Source organism: Butyricicoccus sp. AM27-36 (assembly GCF_003480945.1).
GTDB classification, from domain to species: Bacteria; Bacillota; Clostridia; order Oscillospirales; family Butyricicoccaceae; genus Agathobaculum; species Agathobaculum butyriciproducens.
The window spans coordinates 228,372-247,739 of record NZ_QUJR01000005.1 but is presented as its reverse complement, the minus strand read 5'-3'; the positions used below and the strand labels follow the sequence as shown (position 1 = coordinate 247,739).

Below are 19,368 nucleotides of genomic sequence, written 5' to 3'. Positions count from 1 at the left end.
GGCTTACGCGCTGCACGCCGCAGCTTGCCGGTCGAGTGCTGGTGACAGGCTGGTATGACCTGTTTAGGAGTAAACAAAAACCGCCCTCTGAATGTAACTTCAAAGGACGGCTTTCCGTCTTGGTTTGTTCGTTTGTGATTGACTTCGTTGTTGCTGACTGAACCATCTTCCGTAGAGTGTTTGCACCAGAAAGTGTACCAAAGTATTTAACACCAGTTAACACCAGATGAACATTATCAGACGATAATGGAACCATTAACACTTGGGGCATTTTGCAGTGCATCGTTTTTAGAATGGTTAAAAATTTCTTATTGTGCGGTCTTTGAGTGGTAATTTGGTTCTTAATCAAAAAAATAGTATGCGTGGAGAAAATAGGCTCTGTTTTTTTCGTATTAGAACTACAGTTTTACCGACAAGCACAAAGCCAAGCGCATAATCGGCGCACCGAGAGCGTCCGGCGAGCATCGCGTGATGTACTATCTTGTCTACGCTGCGACCGACATCGTCAAGCGGCGTATTGGCATTGCACGATAAAATGCACAAGAAAGAAGATTCAATGTAAAACAACAACTTCGCAGCCAATCTGGCTGCAGTCGAGAAGCACAGCTGCGGCATCAAGCCGAGCAAGCGTCTTTACTTCTGCTGGACGGAGGAGCAGCTCGAGCAGCTGACCGCTCTGCGGGATACGACGTCAAGAACCTGTAAAAGGGCAACCGTCTGCAGATACGCTATCCGGTCATCTACGGCGGCGATGGAACCCGTCCGTCCGGTGAGCCGTTCGTCCTGGGAGTGCAAGGGGCACTGGGTCACAAGCAGAAGCCGCAGTGCGTGCATATTTCCAACGTCCATGCCGACCTGCTGCCGACCGACGTTTACTCCGGTATGTATGCCCGCGTGACCGTCAACTTCTTCCCGTATGACGCTTCCGGCAACCGCGGCGTAGGTTTCGGTCTGGGCGCGGTATCAGTACGGTGAGGACCTTGTGAAGAAGCCTGCCGAGGCTATGTAGGAGTAAAGCGAAACCTCTCCGAGAACTGGTTTTATGCCGGCTCTTGGAGGGACTGTTTTTATTCAGTTGCCTTCGGCGTATCTCCGTCAAAGATTACATGAGCAAAGCGGAAACGCTGCGTAACATCAGGGTACTTCTCGTGATCCACCTCGGAGGCGAACATATCATACGGCCGCGCGTAGATTTTGAAGTCGCCGTAGAGCGCCTGATAGATCACCAGCGGTTCGCCGGTTTCCGTGTGCGTGGCGATAGCGAGTACCTGATATAGTTTGTTTTTGAAGTGCAGGTATTTCTCACCGACCAGAATTTTTCTTGAAGCCATTCATATTTCCTCCAATCCTATGTTTTTATTATAACAGAGAGGAGGGCAAAGAAAAAGAGCACACCCACAAAGGTGCCTCCCGATAAGAAAACATCGTGGGGCAAGAGAGAAACGGTATAGCTTCGGCTATGCCGTTTTTCTCATTCTTGCCTTGATGAAGTAACTTTCGATACTTCCAGGGCTCCAATGCCCTTATAGTAGATGTCAATTTCCTGGGTGCGGTTCTTGCCCTTTGGATCGCTGGCGGCATGGACAACGATCTTCTCGACAAACTCATGTAAGATACATGGGGTTAATTCAGGAATTTCCGTATACCGTTCTACAACGGAGAGAAACCTTTCCACATTGGCGCTTTTTTGTTCCTCTGCTTCGATTTCATCACGGAGAGCAGCCGCTACATCTTGAAGCTGATGCTGCTCTTTCTCGTAATCGGTAGAGAGCTTTTGAAAACGCTCGTCAGAAAGTTTTCCCGAAATAGTATCTTCGTAGAGCCGCTTGAAAATGGTGTCCAGCTCTGCAATCCGCTTTTCGGCATCGGCCAATGTTTTCTGCCGTTTTGCCAAATCTTGGTTACGTTGGCGCATATCCGCATCCATGACCATCTTCACAAAATCGTCTTTGCGCTGTGATGCGAAGGAAACGATCTCGCGCAGATTTTGCAGAACCAATTCTTCCAGGATAACAGTTCGGATAGAATGTGTCTGCCCACATACATCACGGCTTTTCCGATAGCCGGAACACAGATAGTATTCCTGATCGCGCCGGAAATTGGTTGCCCTGCATTGGTACATAATGGAGCCGCAGTCGGCACAGAACATCATGCCGGAGAACATACCCATTTCTCCCATCTTTGTGGGTCGGCGCCGCGTCTGCCTTGCGAGCCTTGCTGCATCGGCAATCGCCTCCGTCCAGATGGCTTCGTGGGTATTATCAAAAATCTTCCATTCGCTTTCTGGATTGTGCAAGGTCTTTTTACTCTTGTAGGATTTTTTACGGGTTTTGAAATTAACTGTGTGCCCCAGGTATTCACGCCAGCGGTCCATGATGTCGGCAATCGTAGAAGAATCCCAAGCGTAAGGAGAACCTTTCTTTGTGACATTGGTTGTTCTGCCCTTGCTCGCATAGTAAGCAGCCGGAGTAAGAATTTTTCTTTCCGTCAGTTTTCTTGCAATCTGCGAGGGTCCCAAACCATCCATGATATAGAGACCAATTTCATAAACTACCTGGGCGGCTTCTTCATCCTTCACCCATTGCTTTTTGTCATCAGACGATTTCATGTATCCATACGGAGGCAAAACAGTCAAATGTTCTCCTGCATTGCCTTTCACTTTCATAACGGCACGGATTTTTTTGCTGGTGTCTTTAGCGTACCATTCATTGATGATATTGCGGAAGGGCATAAACTCGTTGTCACCCTGAGTGCTGTCCACACCATCATTCACCGCAATAAAGTGAATATCATGTTCGGGAAACATGATTTCCGTATACATGCCGACTTGCAGATAATCACGTCCGAAACGTGACATATCCTTGATGATGACCCTCTTGACAAGGCCAGCCTCAATGTCTGCAATCATCTGCTGAAAGCCTGGGCGGTTGAAGGTCGTACCTGAGATGCCATCATCAACATAGAATTTGAAATTGCTGTATCCATGCTCACGGGCATACTTTTCCAGGATTTTTTTCTGGTTTACAATGCTATTGCTGTCACCCTGCAATTCATCATCACGGGATAAGCGACAATACAAAGCTGTAAGTTCTTCGGAGCTCATAGCCGTGTAAGGGAATTGAAGCGCGGCAGCGGTGTTTGACTGATAATACATAAATACCTCCTATCTGGCAGTCAAACACGATATTGAAGTCCAACTTCATTATACCGCGCTTTCTTTTCCCTGTCTGCCTGTTAAGAGGTTTTCAAGTCACAGTTTGTTTCTGAACATCGGCTTTTATCAGGTTCTCCAGTTTGGAGGCTATCGTCTGATTTCCCGTTTGAGGGAAAAAAGAATTGACGATAAAGGTCGTGTTGCCGATCTTCTTTTTGCTCCGCATAGGCGGGGCATATTTATTTTCAGATTGAATTTTCTGCATAATAAGGCCCCTTTCATGCCATTTCATTAAAACCATAAAAGAGGCAGAAAACGGACGGCTGCTGGCCGCAGCTCCACGGGAATCTCACCCCGGCCCATGCTGATGGGTGCGCCGCGCAATGCTTTGAGGGCGTTCAACGCGGGAGTCTCATTATCCTGTCTGCGTATCCTCGCCCACAGGCTGCCACACCTGTTTTGCGGCCTGGTTTTGTCGCTCACCTGTTTGGTAGGGGTCCCGTCCTGCGGACTTGCAACAGGGTCATGGCGCACCGGCCGACCGGCTCCACACAGACAAATTGTATCCGTCTGCCTTATTCTGCCCGAAGGCTTTCTTTGTCAAGGAACAATAAGGCTTTGTCAGCCTGTAAAAACATACCGTTTCCGATATGCTTTTACGGAACGACAAACAGCCCATAACGGGAAGCGTGGAAAGGGGTATACGCTCCCCGCATGGGCTTAAAGAGTTAGCCTACATGAAACGCAAGAGTGCGGGTAATAAGGCGCACTTGCAGCCTGTTACGCATTTCTTCGTCCACATAGGAGTAAGTATTGCCCGCGTCGTCTTTCAACGTTCGGGTACAAAGTTTCGCTATGTAACCCTCATAATGCTTCAAGATCGCGCACATGGCGTTTGTGTCACCGTTTGCCGCTGCGGAAATGACAGGGAACGGCAACAGATTTTCAGATTTCCTAACGGTGTTCATCATCTGCTTTTCCCTCCAAATATTGTTTGATCTTCGCAAGCGCGGATTTCCTATGCCGGAAAACCGTCGTGCGTACAACATTCAGCAGTTCGCCAATTTCCGTGTCGCTCATATCCAAGAAGTAGGACAAGAGAACAATATCGCGTTTTCTTTCAGGCAAAGCGGTAAGGGCTTCGGCAAGCAGTTCATTTTTGACGAGTACATCAAAGCCGGACACTTGAAAACGGAAATAATCGCTTTCGTATTCGTCCGTTGTGAAAAGCTGCGCGAGTTCGCTTTCGCTCAAATCCGAAAAAGGTACTTCGCGTGCTGCGCGTTTCGCAAGAGTGCGGCGGTGGCTTTTCGCTTCGCCAACCAAAGTTTTCTTTGCTAATGCGTCGTACTGATGTTGTATTCTTTCCTTGTCGGAAGAAGATAGCTCCATAGAGTTCACCTCCTTCCCGCGTGGAGTAGAGGACGGGAGTTAAGGGCTTGTCCTCTCTGCCCCTTTCGCTCCGTACCCGTTCGGGAGATGGCTCTTGAGTGCGTTTTTCAGAAAAAAGTTGAAAAAAGCAAAATGCGCCCGTCCGCAAGACGCGGACGAGCGCAAAGGAAATGTAAGAAGTATTTAGATGTATTGACAGTTCATACTCATAGCCGGAATATCCCGCTTGCGGAGCATAGCTTTTTTTGACCGCAAAGCATTAGGCGGGTTACAGTAAATAAAAATGGACACGGCGATACCTCCCCGATACCGCCGTATCCTTAAAAAAGGGCGACTTTAATACACTACCCGCAATCCATTCTATAATAGGGAACAGCGGCTTTTGCGCAATATTAAATAAAAAAGCCGATAACACATAGGTTTTTTGACCTAATGCGTTATCGGCTCTGCGTCTATGCGTCTGGCACTTTTAATCATTTTTTTTTGAATTTATTATATGTGTTAGCTAACTGTCCACAAGCCGCGTTAATCTCTCTGCCATGAGAAACTCTCATAGTAACTTCAAGTCCTGCTTGCTCTAATTGATGTTTGAATGCAACTATTTCCCGTTTCTGTGGTGCTTTAATTCTTGAATTGCTTGTTGGGTTGTATTGTAACACGTTAATCATAACTTTTTTGCCCCGAAACCATTTTGCAAGTTGTCTTACATCTGAGGGCCGGTCATTTATACCCGGTAAAAGCAAATACGCAAAGACAATTTTGCGATTATGCCTTTCAGAATAGGATAAGGCTTGCTTAACAACATCTTCAATAGCATATATGCGCATGTGAGGAATAATACGATTTCTTGCAGATTGTGTTGCTGCGTGTAAAGATATTGTCAACTGAATTTTAAGATGTTCCTCGCGCAATTTTTTTAATTGATCGACCGGACCAACTGTTGATATGGTAATGCCGTCGGTTGGAAAGTTGAGCCCATATCTATCTCGGAGAATATGGATTGCTTTTATCAAGTTGTCATAATTGAATAAAGGCTCTCCCATACCCATAAAAACGATACGGTTTACTTTTCGACGCAACAATATAATCTGTTGTACGATTTCTGACGATGTTAGATTACGAACAAAGCCATTTCGCCCGGACTCACAAAAAATACAACCAACAGGACAACCGACTTGTGTGCTCACGCAAACAGTTCCACCATCTCGCCGCTTGATAAAAACCGTTTCAATGTATTTGTTGTCTTTCAGTTCGTAAACATACTTTTCAGTATCACTGCTTTTGCAAATATTTTTTACCAACATTGATAGATTTTTTTTGCGTGGTAATTGCTTATATAATTCTTCATATAAGGCTTTTGCTTCATTCTCGCCAATAACTTCCGACATTTCTTTGTAAGTAAATCCGTATGGATCATTCCGTACTTCCGCAGGCGTATATTTAGGTAAACGTTTCATTTTTATATCCTTTCTTCTAAATAATAAAAGTTTGTTTTTCTGTATTTTTGATTACAATCTCTAATTTTTCTACATCAATGATATGCGTCAATTTGCATTTAGGGCAGAAAAGAGGAAAATCTTTTAATACAGTATTATGAAATACTTGAACTCTCGTCTTTCCGTTACAAATCGGACATTTTATCCAATATTTTTTAAGCATTATATTTCACTCGTCCTTTTTACACAAAAAAATGCAGGTCAATCCTCAACATGAGCATTGACCTGCATTTATAATGCACAGAGCAGTACAACAAAACTAAGGCATAGCTTGCACTATGTCTATACTATATCTATACGTCGTTAGTTTTTTGTATAGCATCCGCAAAATAAGCATGACAAAAAAGCCCATGTTGAAAATGGGAAAATCCTTTTTTTCAATGCTTATCTAATACGCATGCTATGCAACATAAACGCCGCCTCCTTTTACATAAATTTTATTTTATCAGAAAATCAGTCTACTGTCAATACACAACAGGAAGTATTTAACCTAATGATATGAATTGTGTGGACATATCCAAAAAGAAAGGTGAACTGTAAAATGTAACAGGGTGAATGAAAATGGCAAAAAGACCCGTACCATTGTACGACTTTAAGGCTTTCGGGGCAGCTATAAAAGCCGCGAGAAATGAATACGGCGAGAGCCGCAAAAAGGTAAGCGACGAGTTATATATTTCCCCGCGCTACCTTGCGAATATCGAGAACAAGGGACAACAGCCGAGTTTACAGGTATTCTATGACCTTGTAACCCGGTATCATATTTCGGTAGATCAATTTTTCTTCCCGAACAGCAATGCGGAGAAATCCACCGGGCGGCGGCAGCTTGACGCGCTGCTGGACGGTATGAGCGATAAAGGCATACGGATTGTAACCGCAACAGCAAGGGAGATAACGGAAGTCGAAAAAGCAGAGGATTAACCTCACAATATGAGAAATCGGGAGATTGCAGCGCATGGCGGCTGCAATCTTTTTTTGCGTCCAAAATCAAAGGAACGCGCAACAAATACCGCCTTTCGGTGGGGGTATGGAGTAGATAGCAAGCACAGCAAACGAGTACCCGCTTGCGATTTTTGGCTTTAGGGAACCCTCTCCCTAAACCCGAAAAATGCTTGTTGGGAACATCCCAAACCCTGATACGAAAAGAGGCGAGATACCACGATGGCAAACCGAAAACGAAATATCCAGGTGAAGTTCTATGTGACCGCCGAGGAAAAGGAACTGATGGAACAGAAGATGGCCCAGCTCCAGACAAAGCGGATCGGCGCCTACCTGCGGAAGATGGCGATTGACGGATATATCATCCAGGTGGACACCAGGGACATTAAGGAGATGAACAAACTTCTGTCCGCCATTGGCCGGAACATCAATCAGATTGCCAAGCGGGTCAACGCCGGAGGCCCCACCTATCAGGCCGACATGGAGGAAATCCGGGAAAGGCTGGATCAGATATGGCAGTTACAAAGACGCATCCTATTAAGTCAACGCTGAAAGCTGCGATTGACTATATCTGCAATCCTGACAAGACGGACGGGAAGCTGTTGGTGTCCTCCTTCGGCTGCGCCGCCGAGACCGCCGACATTGAATTTGAATGGACACGCCGCCATTCCATCGACAAGGGCACACACCTGGGCCGTCACCTGATCCAAGCCTTTGAACCTGGGGAGGTCATGCCAGAGGAAGCCCACCGGATCGGCATGGAACTGGCACGGGAGGTCCTGGGCGGCAAATATGAATTTGTCCTCACCACTCACATTGACAAGGATCACGTCCATAATCACCTGATTTTCAATGCGGTCAGCTTCACCGACCACAAGCACTACCATTCCAACAAGCGCAGCTATCACGAGATACGCCGGGCCAGCGACCGGCTGTGCAAAGAACACGGCTTGTCCGTCATCGTCCCTGGCCGGGATAAGGGCAAGAGCTACATTGAGCATCAGGCCGCACAGAACGGCACCAGCTACAAGGCAAAGCTGAAAGCCGCCATCGACCGGCTGATCCCCGTGTCCTCCAGCCTGGAAGATTTGCTTGCCCGGTTGCAGCGGGAAGGGTACGAAATCAAGCGGGGAAAGTATATCTCCGCCAGGGCGCCGGACCAGGAGAGGTTCACCCGGCTCAAAACCCTGGGCGCCGATTACACGGAAGCAGCCGTTGTCTCCCGCATTGCCGGAGGTCCCAGGCCCTCCAGACAGCCCCAACAGCGCAGCGGGAAGGTCAGCCTGCTCATTGACATTCAGAACAATATCAAGGCCCAGCAGAGTGCCGGATACCAGCGGTGGGCAACCATCGAGAATCTGAAACGGGCGGCCGCCACCATGAACTTTCTCACCGAACACGGCATCGGCAGCTATGAGGAATTGGTGGAACGGTGTGACGCCGTTGCCGCCGCCTCCATCCGTACCAGGGAAAGTCTGCGGGATACGGAACAGCGGATCGCCGACCTTGCCCTCCTGGGAAAGCAGATCGACACCTACCGCAAGCTGAAACCTGTCTATGACCGATACAAGGCATCAAAGGACAAGGAAAAATTCCTGCGCGGCTTTGAGAGCGAGATTATCTTATTCGAGGCGGCCGCCAGGGAAATCAAAAAGGCCGGGCTCACCAAACTTCCTTCCTCCGATAAGGTGAAAGCAGAACTGGAAGGACTCTCCGCCCGCAAGGCCGCCCTGCAAACGGAACTTCGGAAGATACAACGGGAGGAAAAGGAATATGACACCCTCCGCCAGAATGTGGACGCCCTGCTGGAAAGGCCGAAGGAACAGGAACAGCAGCGGCAGCGGAGCAACGACTTGGAGTAACGGGGATTGGGCGCTTTTGACAGTCTTTGCAAAACCCCTGGGCGCATGGTTATCCGGCTGATATAATGGAACCAGGAATGGAGGTGCTGACTGTGACGAAATCCGAAGTAATCAAAGAGTTTTTCAAAAAGAGCGTGCTGCCCGTGGCGGTGGCGGCTTTGCTGTACTGCATTTTCAAATCCGTCTGCACAAAAGATGGAGTCACCGACTATGTATGGCTGTTCATCCTTTGCGGTCTGCCTTTTGGCATCCCACGGATGTTTGCCTGGATCGTGCCGGGCGGCTCTTTGGGAACCGCCCTTCCGTTGTTTCTGCTGAACTTTATTATTGGCGGAGTGATCGGCGGTTTCGTCCTGGTCTGGCGACTGCTGGTGTCTACCTGGTATATTCCCTTGACCATCTATCGACTGTTCATAACAAGAGGGACTTCCTATATTCCAGAATAGCACTATGGAAATGTGGAAAACGGCCGCTCCACCGATGGAAAACAAATATTTACGACCTGATGGAAAAGCTGTCAGCTTTCCCACAGCCCGCAAACACTGTTTCCCACAGCGCCGCCCCTTTGACCGTTTACACACATTCCCACAGCGCCTACTACTGCTACTGAAAATGAGCGCCATCACCGAAAGATGATGGCGCTCATTCTTTTTCTCCGTATCCTTCCCCAGCAAGATTTAGTATATTCTTTTTTTCTTTCTGCGCATAGCGCATGGTCTGATAAGCTCCGCCGCCTGTATGGTCCACATAGAATACAACGAGATTGCTTCGCTTCACCATCTGCCGGTTGCGAATTTGAAAAGCGCCTTTTGGATGGCTGCTGGCCGCGCTGCCGCATATCTCGATTTCATCATAATAGGTTTCAAAGTTTTCCATATTGTTGCGCAGCTCCGCCGTGGGATATGGCAGTATCCAAATCAAGGAACTGTTGTCATCCCGAACAAGTCGCTGCTGGCGTTTGACAGCGGAGGAAACGATCTGGTCAAAATCTCCGTCCCGTCCGACCAGGAACTCCACATACTCCTTTTCCAAAAGCAGCGCATGAACCAGCGCCTCCACACGATCCTCCGCCTCACGAAACTCCGGGATGATCCGGTGTCCAAAAAAACTAACAGTAAATATGTTCACGGTTCTATCTTCGCCATTTTCAAGCCAGTCCCTCCAACAAAGTAAACAATCCACTTCTCATTATATACAAACATTGACTTAAAGTAAATAATTCTTTAATTGGTCTCAATTATAATTTACCTGTTTTGTTGGTAGCATAATATCAGGAGGTGATATTATGCAAACGGAGTTTCCAGAACGCTATATCACTTTGGGCTTGAAGATCGCATATTACAGAAAAAAGGCGGGGATGACACAGGAGGTCCTTGCGGAGAGGATCGGGAAAAGTGTCAACTTCGTTGGTCAGGTAGAAGGAACAGGTACGGTTCGTGGCGTATCTCTTGAAACATTGTTCAAGATCGCCCAAGTGCTGAAAATCCCGCCCTCCAAGCTGTTAGAGGATGACTGATCGACTGCGACGCAGCCAGAACAAAAAAAGAATGGGAGCGCCAACCTCGGATAACTGCATCCGATGTTGACGCTCCCATTTTGCTTGATAAAAGGTGAAAATCCGGCGTTTTTCCTATGCAGAAACGCCCTGCCGCTCCACATGGGAAATCATACTGCCCCTACACGGAAAAGCCGTCACAGCCGGTTTCTTTGACTGTTTTGAACCCTAATTCCCGCACTTTTTGGAACGGAGGGAAAGATAGTGCGGACAGGACAACACCACCGCCCGGAAACTCTGCTTGCAGGGATGGATACAGCCCTTGCATAGCTTGTTATACTGGCGTCTGCCGTTCTCGCCCAGGAAGAACGCCCATTCCAGACGCCATTTCTTGCTCCGGCTCATAAGTCGCCCAGCTCCGGGGGCTTCTTCTGCGGGGCAGGCTTGTCCGGGCTTTTCCGTTCCGCGCACTCCCGTTTTGCGTCCTCCAGTCGCTCCCGGATGGAAGGCTTTTTCTCCGGCGTGGTCCTGCGCGCCTCGGTCTGGGCTTTCTCCAATTCCTCACCACGGCGGCCGTTGTTGATGATCCCGTCGATCATGCCGTAGTCATCCTCCAGGGTCATTTCCGCCGTGCGCAGCGGGTTTTCCGGCTCCACGGGAACGGATACGATCTGCCCGTTGATGCTGGCGAACAGCTCCGGCCGCTTGAATTGCTCGGTGTATTTCTGGATCATGTCCGGGGGCAGGGACGCAAAACTCTCCGGCCCCAGGCCCACCACCAAGAAGGTGCCTGCCACAATGTCGTAAATCTCCCCATGCTCGTCCCGGAGAGAGCGGTTCAGGTCCAGACCGATGAGCTTGCCCTCGTCGTTCAGCACCAGCCCCACCGGATCGTCAAAGGGATAGGAGGCGGCAATGTCGCCGCCCACCTCCGCTTGCAGCGCATGGAGGCCGGGGTCGATTTCCTTCACATAGGGTTCCTTCATGGGCTCCACCACCAGGACAGTCAACTTCTCCGGCGCGGTATGTTCGGGTGCGTCTCCGCTGGGGATGGCAAAGGCGCGGCTGCCGTTGGCCATGATGAGATACTTTCCGTCCTCGGACTCGTGGTGGAAACCGTATCCGGCCGCCTCCATCTGTTCCCGGCTCATATCCGTCACATGGAAGGTGCCCCTGGGAGTCCGCACCGTCTCGCCGGTCTCTCGGTCATCCGGGGTGGGCGCCGCTTGCTGCCCGTACAACTCCGCTTCATACTCCCGGTTTGCCTGCTCCGCAAAGGACAGCATCTCGTCCACATGGGACTGATCCGGGTTTTCAATGGCCTCCCGGATCGCCTGGGGGTCCACATCCAGAAATTCCTCATAGCCGGTGGCGTCCTTGAACTTCTCGATCTCCGAAGGCAGATAGTCCTCCTGGGTCTGCCCCAGGGCGGCCAGTTTCTCGTCCAGGGCGGAGATGCGCCCGGCCATCAGGTTTTCGTAGATTTCTTCCTTTGCCGCGTGTTCCTCCGGGTGCTCGGCGGCATACTGCGGATCGTTCTGCCGGAAAAACTCGTCCATATCGTAGGCAAGGTCCATGGCCCATTCCGAAATTTCTTCTTCGGGGATGTCATCCTGGAAGGTCATTACTCGGTATTCCTCCGGGATGCTACCGCGCTCACCATCGTAATACTCATGGAAGCTGTCCCCGGTATCCCGCACATAGCCCAGGTCGGTGAACTGGCCGCTTTCCTCCAGGGCGATGTCCCGCCCGTAGGCTTCATAGTCGATGTAATTGCGCAGATGCTCCGGCACCTGCATGGCGTCCAGTTCCTCGATATAATACCGGCCCAGATCATCGTGGTCATGGATGTCGGGGTAAACATCGTAACAGTCCAGGTTTTCCGTCAGGTTGATAAGCTCCTGGATGCTGCCCGTGTGATCGCCGATCTCCATAGCCGCCTGAAACCGCTCATATTCATCCTGGCTCATATCATCCAGTTTGGAAGCCAGGTAGTTCAGCTCGTCCAGGTTTGCATACTCACCCAGCAGGTCATAGAGGCCGTCCACATAGCAGTCGTAGTCCGTGATGAACCATTCCTCATAGGTCTGCCCGAAGTCGTCCTTCGCACCGATCCCGATACGCTCAAAGACCTTTTTCAGTTCCTCCGCCGTGGTGGGGAACTTCACCCATTCGCCCACAAGGGCACCCTCGTTATATTTGCCCAGGTTGGTGATGAAAGCGGCAAAGGGATAATCTTTGTCATAGTCATAATGGGGCATAACGACACCTCCTTACAGTTCCGGCGCAGACTTTTCCCGATGGGGCTGCGCCTTGCTCTGATTGGCACATTCCTTCCGGCTCTGTTCCAGCCGTTCTTTGATGGAGGGCTTTTTCTCCGTCTGTTTCTCCCTGGGGCGCTCATGCACCCACTCGTCGCCGGAAAGGGTGAGATACCCTTTACTGGTGAAGCACCCCCGTTCCTCCTGCATGGCGTGGTTGCCGAAGGGAACGGGATCAATGGCGTCCAGCAGCTCCGGGGGCAGAAGGACGTCCAAATGCTGCGCCAGATAGCGCCAGCCCACATCCTCCACTTTGCAGATGTTGGGCTCCAGGACAAAATACTCGGTGTTGGCGGGAAACTCCCGGAACTGCTCCAGGGTGATCAGGCGATAAGGCGACTCCTGGACAGCAGCCAGGAGGTCACGGTCCTCCGGGGAAAGCCCGGCAAGCGCCTGGGCCGCTGCCTCCAGTTCGCTTGCGTCACCCCCTGCGGGGAGCAGCGGCTTCAAATGCTCCATGAAGTTGACCTCGGCTTTACTTTTTGCCATGCACACCATCCTTTCGTTTAGGAAACTCCAGCTTGAAATTGACATATTTGCCGCCGGTATCGTCCAGGATCACCACGGCGTCATAGGTGGAACCTTTCTTCTCCGACCACATCCCCTTGACGGAGGCACGGCCCTTTTTCAGAAGGTCGGCCGCCATTTTCCGGGTCATTTCCTTGCGGCGGCTGGTCCAGAAACGGTCATTCTTCCACATGACAAACTGACAGGCACGGTCCGAACAGGCAAAGTTCTTCTTGCCCTCATAGACCGGCTTGCCGCAGCGGGGGCAGAGGCCCACCGTCTCTTTCTCCGGCTGGAACAGCTTTTGCCCATCCTCGGAAATGTGGGAGTATTTCCGCACCAGCTCCGCCGCCATTGCCTTGATCCCGTCCATGAAGTCCTCCGGCGACGCCTGGCCCTTTGCCACCTCGTTCAACCGCTGCTCCCAATCCGCTGTGAGCTTGGGAGAGGTCAGCAGCTCCGGCAACACCGTGACCAGGTTGACGCCCGACTTTGTGGGGATCAGGTTCTTGCCCTTGCGCTCCACGAACCCGCCGGACACCAGCTTTTCAATGATGGCTGCCCTGGTTGCCGGGGTGCCCAGGCCCTTGCGTTCTGCCTCGTCCGGCATATCTTCCTTGCCCGCATTCTCCATGGCCGACAGAAGGGTGTCCTCGGTGTAGGGCTTGGGGGGCGAAGTGAAGTGCTCGGTGACGGAGGCGGAGACCGGCTCAAAGACCTGCCCCTCCATCAAGGCCGGAAGAACGCCCCCGGCATCTTCATCCTCCGGCTTCTCCTTCAGGGAAGAACGGAACACCTCCTGGATGGCCCGCCATCCCTGGGAAAGCACCTGCTTTCCTTTTGCCGTGAAGGTGTGCCCGCCGCAATCAAAGGTGGCTGTGATCGCCTCATACACGAAAGGCTCCGCCGCCGCACACAGCAGCTTGCAGCAGACCAGCAGGAGGATATTTCGCTCGCCCACAGGCAACGCAGGCACATCCGCCTTTTCCAGTTCCAGGGTGGGAATCAGGGCATGGTGATCAGATACCTCCTTGTCGTTCACCAGCGCCAGAACATCGGGGAAAAACTCCGGGCAGGCGTCGAAGGGCGGCACCCGCGCCGCCAAATGCAGGACCACAGAGGCGGTTTCCGTCATGTTAACCGTCAGATACCGGCTGTCCGTGCGGGGATAGGTCAGCAGCTTCTTTTCATAGAGCGATTGGGCGTAGTCCAGGGTTTGCTTGGCCGTGTAGCCGAATACCCGGTTTGCCTCCCGCTGCAAGGTGGTCAGGTCGTACAGTTTGGGCGGCTTCTCCGTCTTTTTCTCCCGCACCAGGGATACACACACGGCTTGCTGCCCGTCACAGGCGTCCCGGATGGTCTGGGCGTCCTCTGGGGAAACAATGCGGTCGCTGACCGCCTCGGCCTCCTCCAGCGTCAGCCGCACATGATGGTATTTCTCCTTGCGGAACAGGACGATCTTACCGTCCCGATCGGCCAGCATCGCCAGGGTGGGCGTCTGCACCCGCCCAATATTTAACGTTCGATGATACAACACCGAAAAGAGCCGTGAGGCATTGATACCAATAAGCCAGTCCGCCTTTTGGCGGCAAAGTGCCGATTGATACAGCGGGTCATAGTCCGCGCCGGGACGCAGATCGGCAAAGCCCTCCCGGATCGCCGCGTCCTCCATCGAAGAAATCCAGAGGCGGGAGAAAGGTTTGGAACATCCGGCGGCCTCATAGACCAGCCGGAAGATCAGCTCACCCTCGCGCCCCGCGTCGCAGGCGTTGACCAGTTCCGTCACATCAGGGCGTTCCATCAGGGAACGGAGAATGTGGAACTGGGTGGCCTTTTCCTCGGACACCACATAGCGGAAGGGGGCGGGCAGGATGGGAAGGTCCTCATACCGCCACTTCTTATAACGGTCATCGTAGGCGGCCGCGTCCGCCAGTCCCACCAGATGACCAATGCACCAGGAAATCAGCCAGCCGCCGCCTTCAAAATAGCCATTGGCCCTGGATGTGACACCCAGGGCCGATGCGATACTCTTTGCTACACTCGGTTTTTCACAGATCACCAATTTGCTCAATTCTGGTCCTCCTGTTCTTCGTGTTCAGGAGCATCCTCGTTTTCGTATTCCTCGTCCTCGAACTCATAGTCGTCCGGGTCGGCGCTGACCTTTGCGCCCTGCTTGGGCTTGATGAACTTGATGTAGGCGAAAGCTCCGCCGCCGCCCAGGGCCGCCAGCAGCAGGATCAACACCAGGGCGTCGCCGCTGCCAGACTCCTTCTCCGGCTCCGGTTCGGGCTCTGGCTCCACCTCCGGCGCTTTCCCGGCGCACTCGCTCATATTCACCGCGCAGACCGGACAGGTGGTATTCACCGCACCGGCCTGGCATTTCTCGGCGCAGGTACAAGCAGCGGGCTTTTCCTCCGCCTGCCCGTCCTCCAGCAGCGCCATCAGGTCGGCTTCATCCACCTGGTTCAAGAAGTGAACGGAGGTCTCCTTGTCCTCGTTGGCCCGGTCGATCAGGATGTAAAAATAGTTGCCCGCTTTCGTGGTCACGGTGATAAGCTGCTTGTCACCGTAATAATCGTCCACCAGCGTGGCGTTGCCCTCCGGGGTAAGGGGCTGGCCCTCCGGCTCCATGCCCCCGGTGGCAGGTTCCTCGGTGGGTTCTGGGGTCGTCTCGGCGGGCTCCCCGGTGTAGTAGTCGCCATCTCCGCCGCCCGCAAAGGCGGTGACGGAGAAGGCGGTCATGCACAGGACCACCACCGTCAGGGACGCCAAAAGGCGAAAAACTCTGTTACGCTTCATTTTCGCCATCCTCCGTTCCTTCCATATCCTCGTCATCGGGGTCCGGCGCCGCCTCCGCCTCCATCATCCCGTTGGGCAGGGTGATAAGGCCGCTGGCGTAGGCCTTCAGGAAGGCGGTCAGCTCCTTGTTGTCCATGCGCACCGCCTTGACCATGCGGACGATCTCCAGGTTTTCTTCCTCGGTGAGCTGCGCCTCCAGCTCCCGAAGTCGCTTCTGCTGGGCGGAGATCTTCTCCTTCGTCTTTTCGATGTCTTTGCGAATCTTCTCAACCGTTGCCATGTGTGCAAAACTCCTTTCCAAATCGTTCTCTCCAGGAATAGTTCCGCCCCAGGCCCTTGACCGTTTTCAGGTTTTTCCGGGCGTTGTCCTCCAGCGCCAGGGCGCGGCGGAACAAATCGGGATGCTGCTCCCGCAGGGCGGTGATCTCGTCGGGTTTCATGCTGGGACAGAAAAAACAGGACGATTTTCCCGGCTGGGGCAGCCCTGCCGCCTCGATCTGCCGGATGCAATCGTCCCGCGTCCATCCCCATTCCATCAGGGGATACCACTTGCTGTATTTTCGGTCGGCCAGGTCTCCCAGCAGCACCTTGTCGCTGCGGTAGCCCTCGCCCGCGTCGTAGCCGATGAACTTGACCACCCGTTTGCCCGCCGCCCACGCCTTTTGACACGGCGGGTAATGGTTGCAGAACTTTTCCTGCGGCCCGATCTTGTGTTTCAGGGAACACCGCTTGAAGCCGTAGGCAATGGACGGTAGGCTGCAACTTTGCAGACATTCATCCTCCAGCGTCAGCCGTTTCCCGTCACGGGTGGTCTTATACACTCTGGTAATAGGCGGCATCCCGTGGTCCTTCAGCCAGTCATCCATCACATCCAGATAGGCGTAGGTGTGGGGGTGCTCCGCCCCCGTATCCGCAAAGAGGATCAGGTCCACCGGGATACGATGCTGGTGCAGCCCGATCAAAAGGGCGGTACTGTTGGCGCCGCCCCCATAGGAAACCATATTGATGCTTCATCACCTCCATCAGTTGTACGGCGGTCTGCCGTATGCGTAGAAATGGGATTGCCAGTAACTTGTGTTCAAGTTGGAATACTGGATGGGGTCGCCGCAGTGCAGCATCATCCCGTCGCCCACATAGATGCCTACATGAGATACGCCGGTTGTATCGTAGGTCCCCACGAAGAACACCAGATCGCCGGGCTGGGGGTCGGATACTGGGGTGGAAATGTTGTAGAGCCCCTGAGCGCCCAGCCGCCCGGTATTGCACAGGCCGCTGTTGGTCAACACATAGCTGACGAAGCCGCTGCAATCAAAAGAGGTGCTGGGGCTGCTGCCGCCCCATACATAGGGATACCCTAAATACTTCTCTGCCTCGGTGATAAGGGTGTTGAACCGCTCGTCCGTCAGATATTCAGCGGGAATCTCCCAGGCGGTGGGCGGGTTCTCAATGTACTTGTTCACATACCCGGAGGACGGGAACAGATCGGGGCGGTTGCCCAGAGTGGACATATAAGTGGCGTAGAGCGAAAGCTGTTCCTCGCCCATCATGTAGACCGGCACATGGGAGAGGTCGAAGTTTTCCAGCGTGACGGTACAGATATACCAGGTGTACGGAACTTCCACCTCATACTCATTGCCCTCGCTGTCCGTCCGTGTCTCTGTCCGATAGCGGGTCTCCGTGGTCACGGTTTCGGTGAGGATATATTGCTTGTCAAAGAGGGTTTGAAGGTCGTCCTGTACCTGGTCGATGGTGAATACCCCATCATGGAGAACCGACAGAATGGAAACCAGCACATAGGGGTCGTGCTCAATTTCATCCAGGTCGAAGTGATACTCGTCATAGTCGTGGGTGGCCTCGTAGGTATCCAGGTATTCCCGCAATTCATCCTCTTTGGCGCAGTAGGCTTCTTCCGCCGCCAGCATGTCGGCATCCTCGGACAGATAGGAAGATGCCATGATATTGGACACCCCGCCGCCGAACATGGAGGAACAGGATTGCAGGGAGCCCAGCAGCATCACCAGCAGAAGGCCGATGCCGCCCACGATTAGCGCGCCCTTCCAATGCTGTTTCAGGAAAAGGGCGGTGCGCTTGGACTCCTGGGCGGTTTTCCTGGCCGCCTTTGCCGTGGCCTCCGCTGTTTTTCCGGCTTGGGCAGTCTTGCCCGCCGCCCGGTATGCCGCCGCATATTGCTTTTGCAGCTTCCGTTTCTGCCACAGGCGGGAGATGGGATTGGATGCAAGCTGGGGGTTCTCCGCCACGGCTTTCCGATAGTAGAAATCCGCATTGGCCTTGACCGCCGCCTGCTCCGCCTTTGCCGCGTCCCGCCAGGGTTTCAGCTTGCGTTCCGCCCGCCAGTTCTGGACACGGCGGTTTCCGTAGCCCACAGCCTTCTCAAAGCTACGTTCCCCCAGGTGGCCCGACTGGACGCCGGAATTTTCCTGCTCCACCTCTCGGACCTTGCCGTGGATGGCTGCGCCTGCCTCCTGGATGGGGCGGGACAGCGGATTGGCATGTTGGGGGGATGGCAGTTTGGATGGAACAGCGGTCTTTGCCGCGTCCAGCCGGTCCGCCGCCTTGTCCGACTTGCGGATGGCCCCTTGCAGCTCCGGCTTGGCCTGGTCCGCCTCGGAAAACTGCAATCGGGAGGATGGACGGCCCGCTGCCGCCTCGCCCTCCCGATAGGTTCTGCGCTGTTTCCGGCGCTTCTTCTTGGCTGCTGCCTGTTCCCGGTGCAGTTCCACACGATCCACTACTTTCCCAGCGGCACCCGCCGTGTCGCCGGAGGCGGAATGGTCCTGCTCCGGCGTCCGGTCAGAGGGATAGGTCGTCTCGCCCGTAACCAGATTGACGGATACTGCCCCGTCACGGGTCATCTTCTGCGCCTCCTTTTCGGGGGCTTTCCATTCTTTCAAGGTGCGTCACCTCCTGTTCCATAGGGGCAGATGTCGGCACACGCCCCGGTTTCGATCATGGCGATGTACTGGAAAATGGGATAGGCCTGGGGCGGGCAGACCGCGTTCCCCAGGGTTTTCAGCCGCAGCGCCCGGTTGTCCGTGTCCTCGGTCATGCGGGGGACTCCTTCGGGCTCGGCACGCCAAAGGATGCGTCCGTCCATTTCGGGGGGAATCCCATGAGCCATTCCACCCAGTCCGGGTTCAGCGCCGCTTTCTCGGAAAGGGGCTGCTCCTGCCGGATCACCTGAGCCGACAGGTTGGAGGACGGGGATTTGTCCCGGAAGGCCGCCGGTTTCAGGGTGGAACGGTAGCCCTCCGATGCTGCCGGGGTCAGATAGAACACCGCCGCCGACAGGGACAGGCTCCAGATCGACCCGTCCTTGTTCCGCTTGCGGAATATCCCATTGTCCGACAGGAACACATCCAGGCTGGCAGCATCCCGCCCCGTGGAT

Annotated in this window: 23 protein-coding genes; 6 read left to right on the top strand and 17 right to left on the bottom strand. The window is 53.1% G+C overall.

Features of this window, described 5'->3' with window-relative positions:
• Window positions 1-717 precede the first annotated feature (717 nt).
• On the top strand, window positions 718-975 hold the full coding sequence (locus tag DW724_RS09080) for an ssDNA-binding protein (RefSeq protein ID WP_118761240.1): 258 nt from the start codon (window positions 718-720) through the stop codon (window positions 973-975).
• Between the two features lie 92 nt (window positions 976-1,067).
• Here the strand turns inward: DW724_RS09080 and DW724_RS09075 are convergent, their stop codons facing one another.
• The 7 genes from DW724_RS09075 to DW724_RS09040 form a co-directional block, all read right to left on the bottom strand.
• The gene (locus tag DW724_RS09075) at window positions 1,068-1,331 is read right to left on the bottom strand and encodes a DUF1653 domain-containing protein (RefSeq protein ID WP_118761239.1); all 264 of its coding nucleotides are present in this window, start codon (window positions 1,329-1,331) and stop codon (window positions 1,068-1,070) included.
• 140 nt (window positions 1,332-1,471) lie between these two features.
• Window positions 1,472-3,154 carry a recombinase family protein gene (locus DW724_RS09070; RefSeq protein WP_199720393.1) on the bottom strand — a complete coding sequence of 561 codons (1,683 nt, stop codon included), beginning with the start codon at window positions 3,152-3,154 and terminating at the stop codon, window positions 1,472-1,474.
• Between the two features lie 91 nt (window positions 3,155-3,245).
• A complete protein-coding gene (locus DW724_RS09065) occupies window positions 3,246-3,419 on the bottom strand; it encodes a transposon-encoded TnpW family protein (RefSeq protein WP_158565266.1) in 174 nt (57 codons plus the stop codon).
• Window positions 3,420-3,882: 463 nt separating this feature from the next.
• Window positions 3,883-4,125 carry a helix-turn-helix domain-containing protein gene (locus DW724_RS09055; protein WP_003431293.1) on the bottom strand — a complete coding sequence of 81 codons (243 nt, stop codon included), beginning with the start codon at window positions 4,123-4,125 and terminating at the stop codon, window positions 3,883-3,885.
• Window positions 4,109-4,546, bottom strand: coding sequence for a sigma-70 family RNA polymerase sigma factor (locus DW724_RS09050; RefSeq protein ID WP_118359292.1), 438 nt, complete (start codon window positions 4,544-4,546; stop codon window positions 4,109-4,111). The genes DW724_RS09055 and DW724_RS09050 overlap by 17 nt, the downstream gene beginning before the upstream one ends.
• Before the next feature lie 473 nt (window positions 4,547-5,019).
• Window positions 5,020-6,003: a 23S rRNA (adenine(2503)-C(2))-methyltransferase RlmN gene (rlmN, locus tag DW724_RS09045; RefSeq protein ID WP_002584956.1), complete on the bottom strand. Its 984-nt coding sequence runs from the start codon at window positions 6,001-6,003 to the stop codon at window positions 5,020-5,022.
• A gap of 16 nt (window positions 6,004-6,019) precedes the next feature.
• Window positions 6,020-6,205 (bottom strand): cysteine-rich KTR domain-containing protein, encoded by a 186-nt coding sequence (locus DW724_RS09040; RefSeq protein WP_003431289.1) that lies wholly within the window; start codon window positions 6,203-6,205, stop codon window positions 6,020-6,022.
• 398 nt (window positions 6,206-6,603) lie between these two features.
• On the opposite strand from DW724_RS09040, the gene DW724_RS09035 reads away from it, so the two are divergent.
• The 4 genes from DW724_RS09035 to DW724_RS09020 all read left to right on the top strand — a co-directional run bounded on the left by DW724_RS09035 (window position 6,604) and on the right by DW724_RS09020 (window position 9,286).
• Window positions 6,604-6,960 carry a helix-turn-helix transcriptional regulator gene (locus tag DW724_RS09035; protein ID WP_002584957.1) on the top strand — a complete coding sequence of 119 codons (357 nt, stop codon included), beginning with the start codon at window positions 6,604-6,606 and terminating at the stop codon, window positions 6,958-6,960.
• A gap of 240 nt (window positions 6,961-7,200) precedes the next feature.
• Window positions 7,201-7,530, top strand: coding sequence for a plasmid mobilization protein (locus DW724_RS09030; protein ID WP_117515670.1), 330 nt, complete (start codon window positions 7,201-7,203; stop codon window positions 7,528-7,530).
• Window positions 7,491-8,840 (top strand): relaxase/mobilization nuclease domain-containing protein, encoded by a 1,350-nt coding sequence (locus tag DW724_RS09025; RefSeq protein WP_117515668.1) that lies wholly within the window; start codon window positions 7,491-7,493, stop codon window positions 8,838-8,840. Before DW724_RS09030 ends, DW724_RS09025 begins: the two co-directional genes overlap by 40 nt.
• Before the next feature lie 92 nt (window positions 8,841-8,932).
• Window positions 8,933-9,286: a DUF6050 family protein gene (locus DW724_RS09020; protein ID WP_117515666.1), complete on the top strand. Its 354-nt coding sequence runs from the start codon at window positions 8,933-8,935 to the stop codon at window positions 9,284-9,286.
• A 196-nt stretch (window positions 9,287-9,482) separates the two neighbouring features.
• On the opposite strand, the gene DW724_RS09015 is transcribed toward DW724_RS09020, so the two are convergent.
• Window positions 9,483-9,968 (bottom strand): hypothetical protein, encoded by a 486-nt coding sequence (locus tag DW724_RS09015; RefSeq protein ID WP_166462244.1) that lies wholly within the window; start codon window positions 9,966-9,968, stop codon window positions 9,483-9,485.
• A 157-nt stretch (window positions 9,969-10,125) separates the two neighbouring features.
• Between DW724_RS09015 and DW724_RS09010 the strand changes: the two genes are divergently transcribed.
• A complete protein-coding gene (locus DW724_RS09010) occupies window positions 10,126-10,356 on the top strand; it encodes a helix-turn-helix domain-containing protein (protein WP_059004488.1) in 231 nt (76 codons plus the stop codon).
• A 380-nt stretch (window positions 10,357-10,736) separates the two neighbouring features.
• Here DW724_RS09010 and DW724_RS09005 read toward each other — a convergent pair whose 3' ends face one another.
• The 9 genes from DW724_RS09005 to DW724_RS15815 all read right to left on the bottom strand — a co-directional run.
• Window positions 10,737-12,596: an antirestriction protein ArdA gene (locus tag DW724_RS09005; protein ID WP_117515664.1), complete on the bottom strand. Its 1,860-nt coding sequence runs from the start codon at window positions 12,594-12,596 to the stop codon at window positions 10,737-10,739.
• 12 nt (window positions 12,597-12,608) lie between these two features.
• On the bottom strand, window positions 12,609-13,145 hold the full coding sequence (locus tag DW724_RS09000; protein WP_202183520.1) for a hypothetical protein: 537 nt from the start codon (window positions 13,143-13,145) through the stop codon (window positions 12,609-12,611).
• A complete protein-coding gene (locus tag DW724_RS08995) occupies window positions 13,132-15,234 on the bottom strand; it encodes a DNA topoisomerase 3 (RefSeq protein WP_118761238.1) in 2,103 nt (700 codons plus the stop codon). Before DW724_RS08995 ends, DW724_RS09000 begins: the two co-directional genes overlap by 14 nt.
• Window positions 15,231-15,962, bottom strand: a complete 732-nt coding sequence (locus tag DW724_RS08990; RefSeq protein WP_118761237.1) for a DUF4366 domain-containing protein — start codon at window positions 15,960-15,962, stop codon at window positions 15,231-15,233. Before DW724_RS08990 ends, DW724_RS08995 begins: the two co-directional genes overlap by 4 nt.
• Window positions 15,952-16,242: a DUF4315 family protein gene (locus DW724_RS08985; RefSeq protein WP_118761236.1), complete on the bottom strand. Its 291-nt coding sequence runs from the start codon at window positions 16,240-16,242 to the stop codon at window positions 15,952-15,954. Before DW724_RS08985 ends, DW724_RS08990 begins: the two co-directional genes overlap by 11 nt.
• Window positions 16,229-16,969, bottom strand: coding sequence for a phosphoadenosine phosphosulfate reductase family protein (locus DW724_RS08980; RefSeq protein WP_059004493.1), 741 nt, complete (start codon window positions 16,967-16,969; stop codon window positions 16,229-16,231). Before DW724_RS08980 ends, DW724_RS08985 begins: the two co-directional genes overlap by 14 nt.
• Window positions 16,970-16,984: 15 nt before the next feature.
• A complete protein-coding gene (locus DW724_RS08975) occupies window positions 16,985-18,874 on the bottom strand; it encodes a C40 family peptidase (RefSeq protein ID WP_243105715.1) in 1,890 nt (629 codons plus the stop codon).
• Entirely contained in the window at window positions 18,871-19,029 is a 159-nt protein-coding gene (locus tag DW724_RS15605) for a hypothetical protein (RefSeq protein WP_158580248.1), read from the bottom strand. Before DW724_RS15605 ends, DW724_RS08975 begins: the two co-directional genes overlap by 4 nt.
• Window positions 19,026-19,368 (bottom strand): hypothetical protein (locus DW724_RS15815; protein WP_442861274.1); only part of this gene is annotated, 343 nt, incomplete at its 5' end. The genes DW724_RS15605 and DW724_RS15815, both read right to left, overlap by 4 nt.

What these genes read in the sequence shown, in the direction of transcription:
- DW724_RS09070 (WP_199720393.1), bottom strand. Translation starts at nt 3,154, where the DNA reads ATGTATTATCAGTCAAACACCGCTGCCGCGCTTCAATTCCCTTACACG.
- DW724_RS09030 (WP_117515670.1), top strand. Translation starts at nt 7,201, where the DNA reads ATGGCAAACCGAAAACGAAATATCCAGGTGAAGTTCTATGTGACCGCC.
- DW724_RS08985 (WP_118761236.1), bottom strand. Translation starts at nt 16,242, where the DNA reads ATGGCAACGGTTGAGAAGATTCGCAAAGACATCGAAAAGACGAAGGAG.
- DW724_RS08990 (WP_118761237.1), bottom strand. Translation starts at nt 15,962, where the DNA reads ATGAAGCGTAACAGAGTTTTTCGCCTTTTGGCGTCCCTGACGGTGGTG.
- DW724_RS15605 (WP_158580248.1), bottom strand. Translation starts at nt 19,029, where the DNA reads ATGACCGAGGACACGGACAACCGGGCGCTGCGGCTGAAAACCCTGGGG.
- DW724_RS09040 (WP_003431289.1), bottom strand. Translation starts at nt 6,205, where the DNA reads ATGCTTAAAAAATATTGGATAAAATGTCCGATTTGTAACGGAAAGACG.
- DW724_RS09055 (WP_003431293.1), bottom strand. Translation starts at nt 4,125, where the DNA reads ATGATGAACACCGTTAGGAAATCTGAAAATCTGTTGCCGTTCCCTGTC.
- DW724_RS09050 (WP_118359292.1), bottom strand. Translation starts at nt 4,546, where the DNA reads ATGGAGCTATCTTCTTCCGACAAGGAAAGAATACAACATCAGTACGAC.
- DW724_RS09065 (WP_158565266.1), bottom strand. Translation starts at nt 3,419, where the DNA reads ATGCAGAAAATTCAATCTGAAAATAAATATGCCCCGCCTATGCGGAGC.
- DW724_RS09005 (WP_117515664.1), bottom strand. Translation starts at nt 12,596, where the DNA reads ATGCCCCATTATGACTATGACAAAGATTATCCCTTTGCCGCTTTCATC.
- DW724_RS09025 (WP_117515668.1), top strand. Translation starts at nt 7,491, where the DNA reads ATGGCAGTTACAAAGACGCATCCTATTAAGTCAACGCTGAAAGCTGCG.
- DW724_RS09010 (WP_059004488.1), top strand. Translation starts at nt 10,126, where the DNA reads ATGCAAACGGAGTTTCCAGAACGCTATATCACTTTGGGCTTGAAGATC.
- DW724_RS09035 (WP_002584957.1), top strand. Translation starts at nt 6,604, where the DNA reads ATGGCAAAAAGACCCGTACCATTGTACGACTTTAAGGCTTTCGGGGCA.
- rlmN (WP_002584956.1), bottom strand. Translation starts at nt 6,003, where the DNA reads ATGAAACGTTTACCTAAATATACGCCTGCGGAAGTACGGAATGATCCA.
- DW724_RS09000 (WP_202183520.1), bottom strand. Translation starts at nt 13,145, where the DNA reads ATGGCAAAAAGTAAAGCCGAGGTCAACTTCATGGAGCATTTGAAGCCG.
- DW724_RS09075 (WP_118761239.1), bottom strand. Translation starts at nt 1,331, where the DNA reads ATGGCTTCAAGAAAAATTCTGGTCGGTGAGAAATACCTGCACTTCAAA.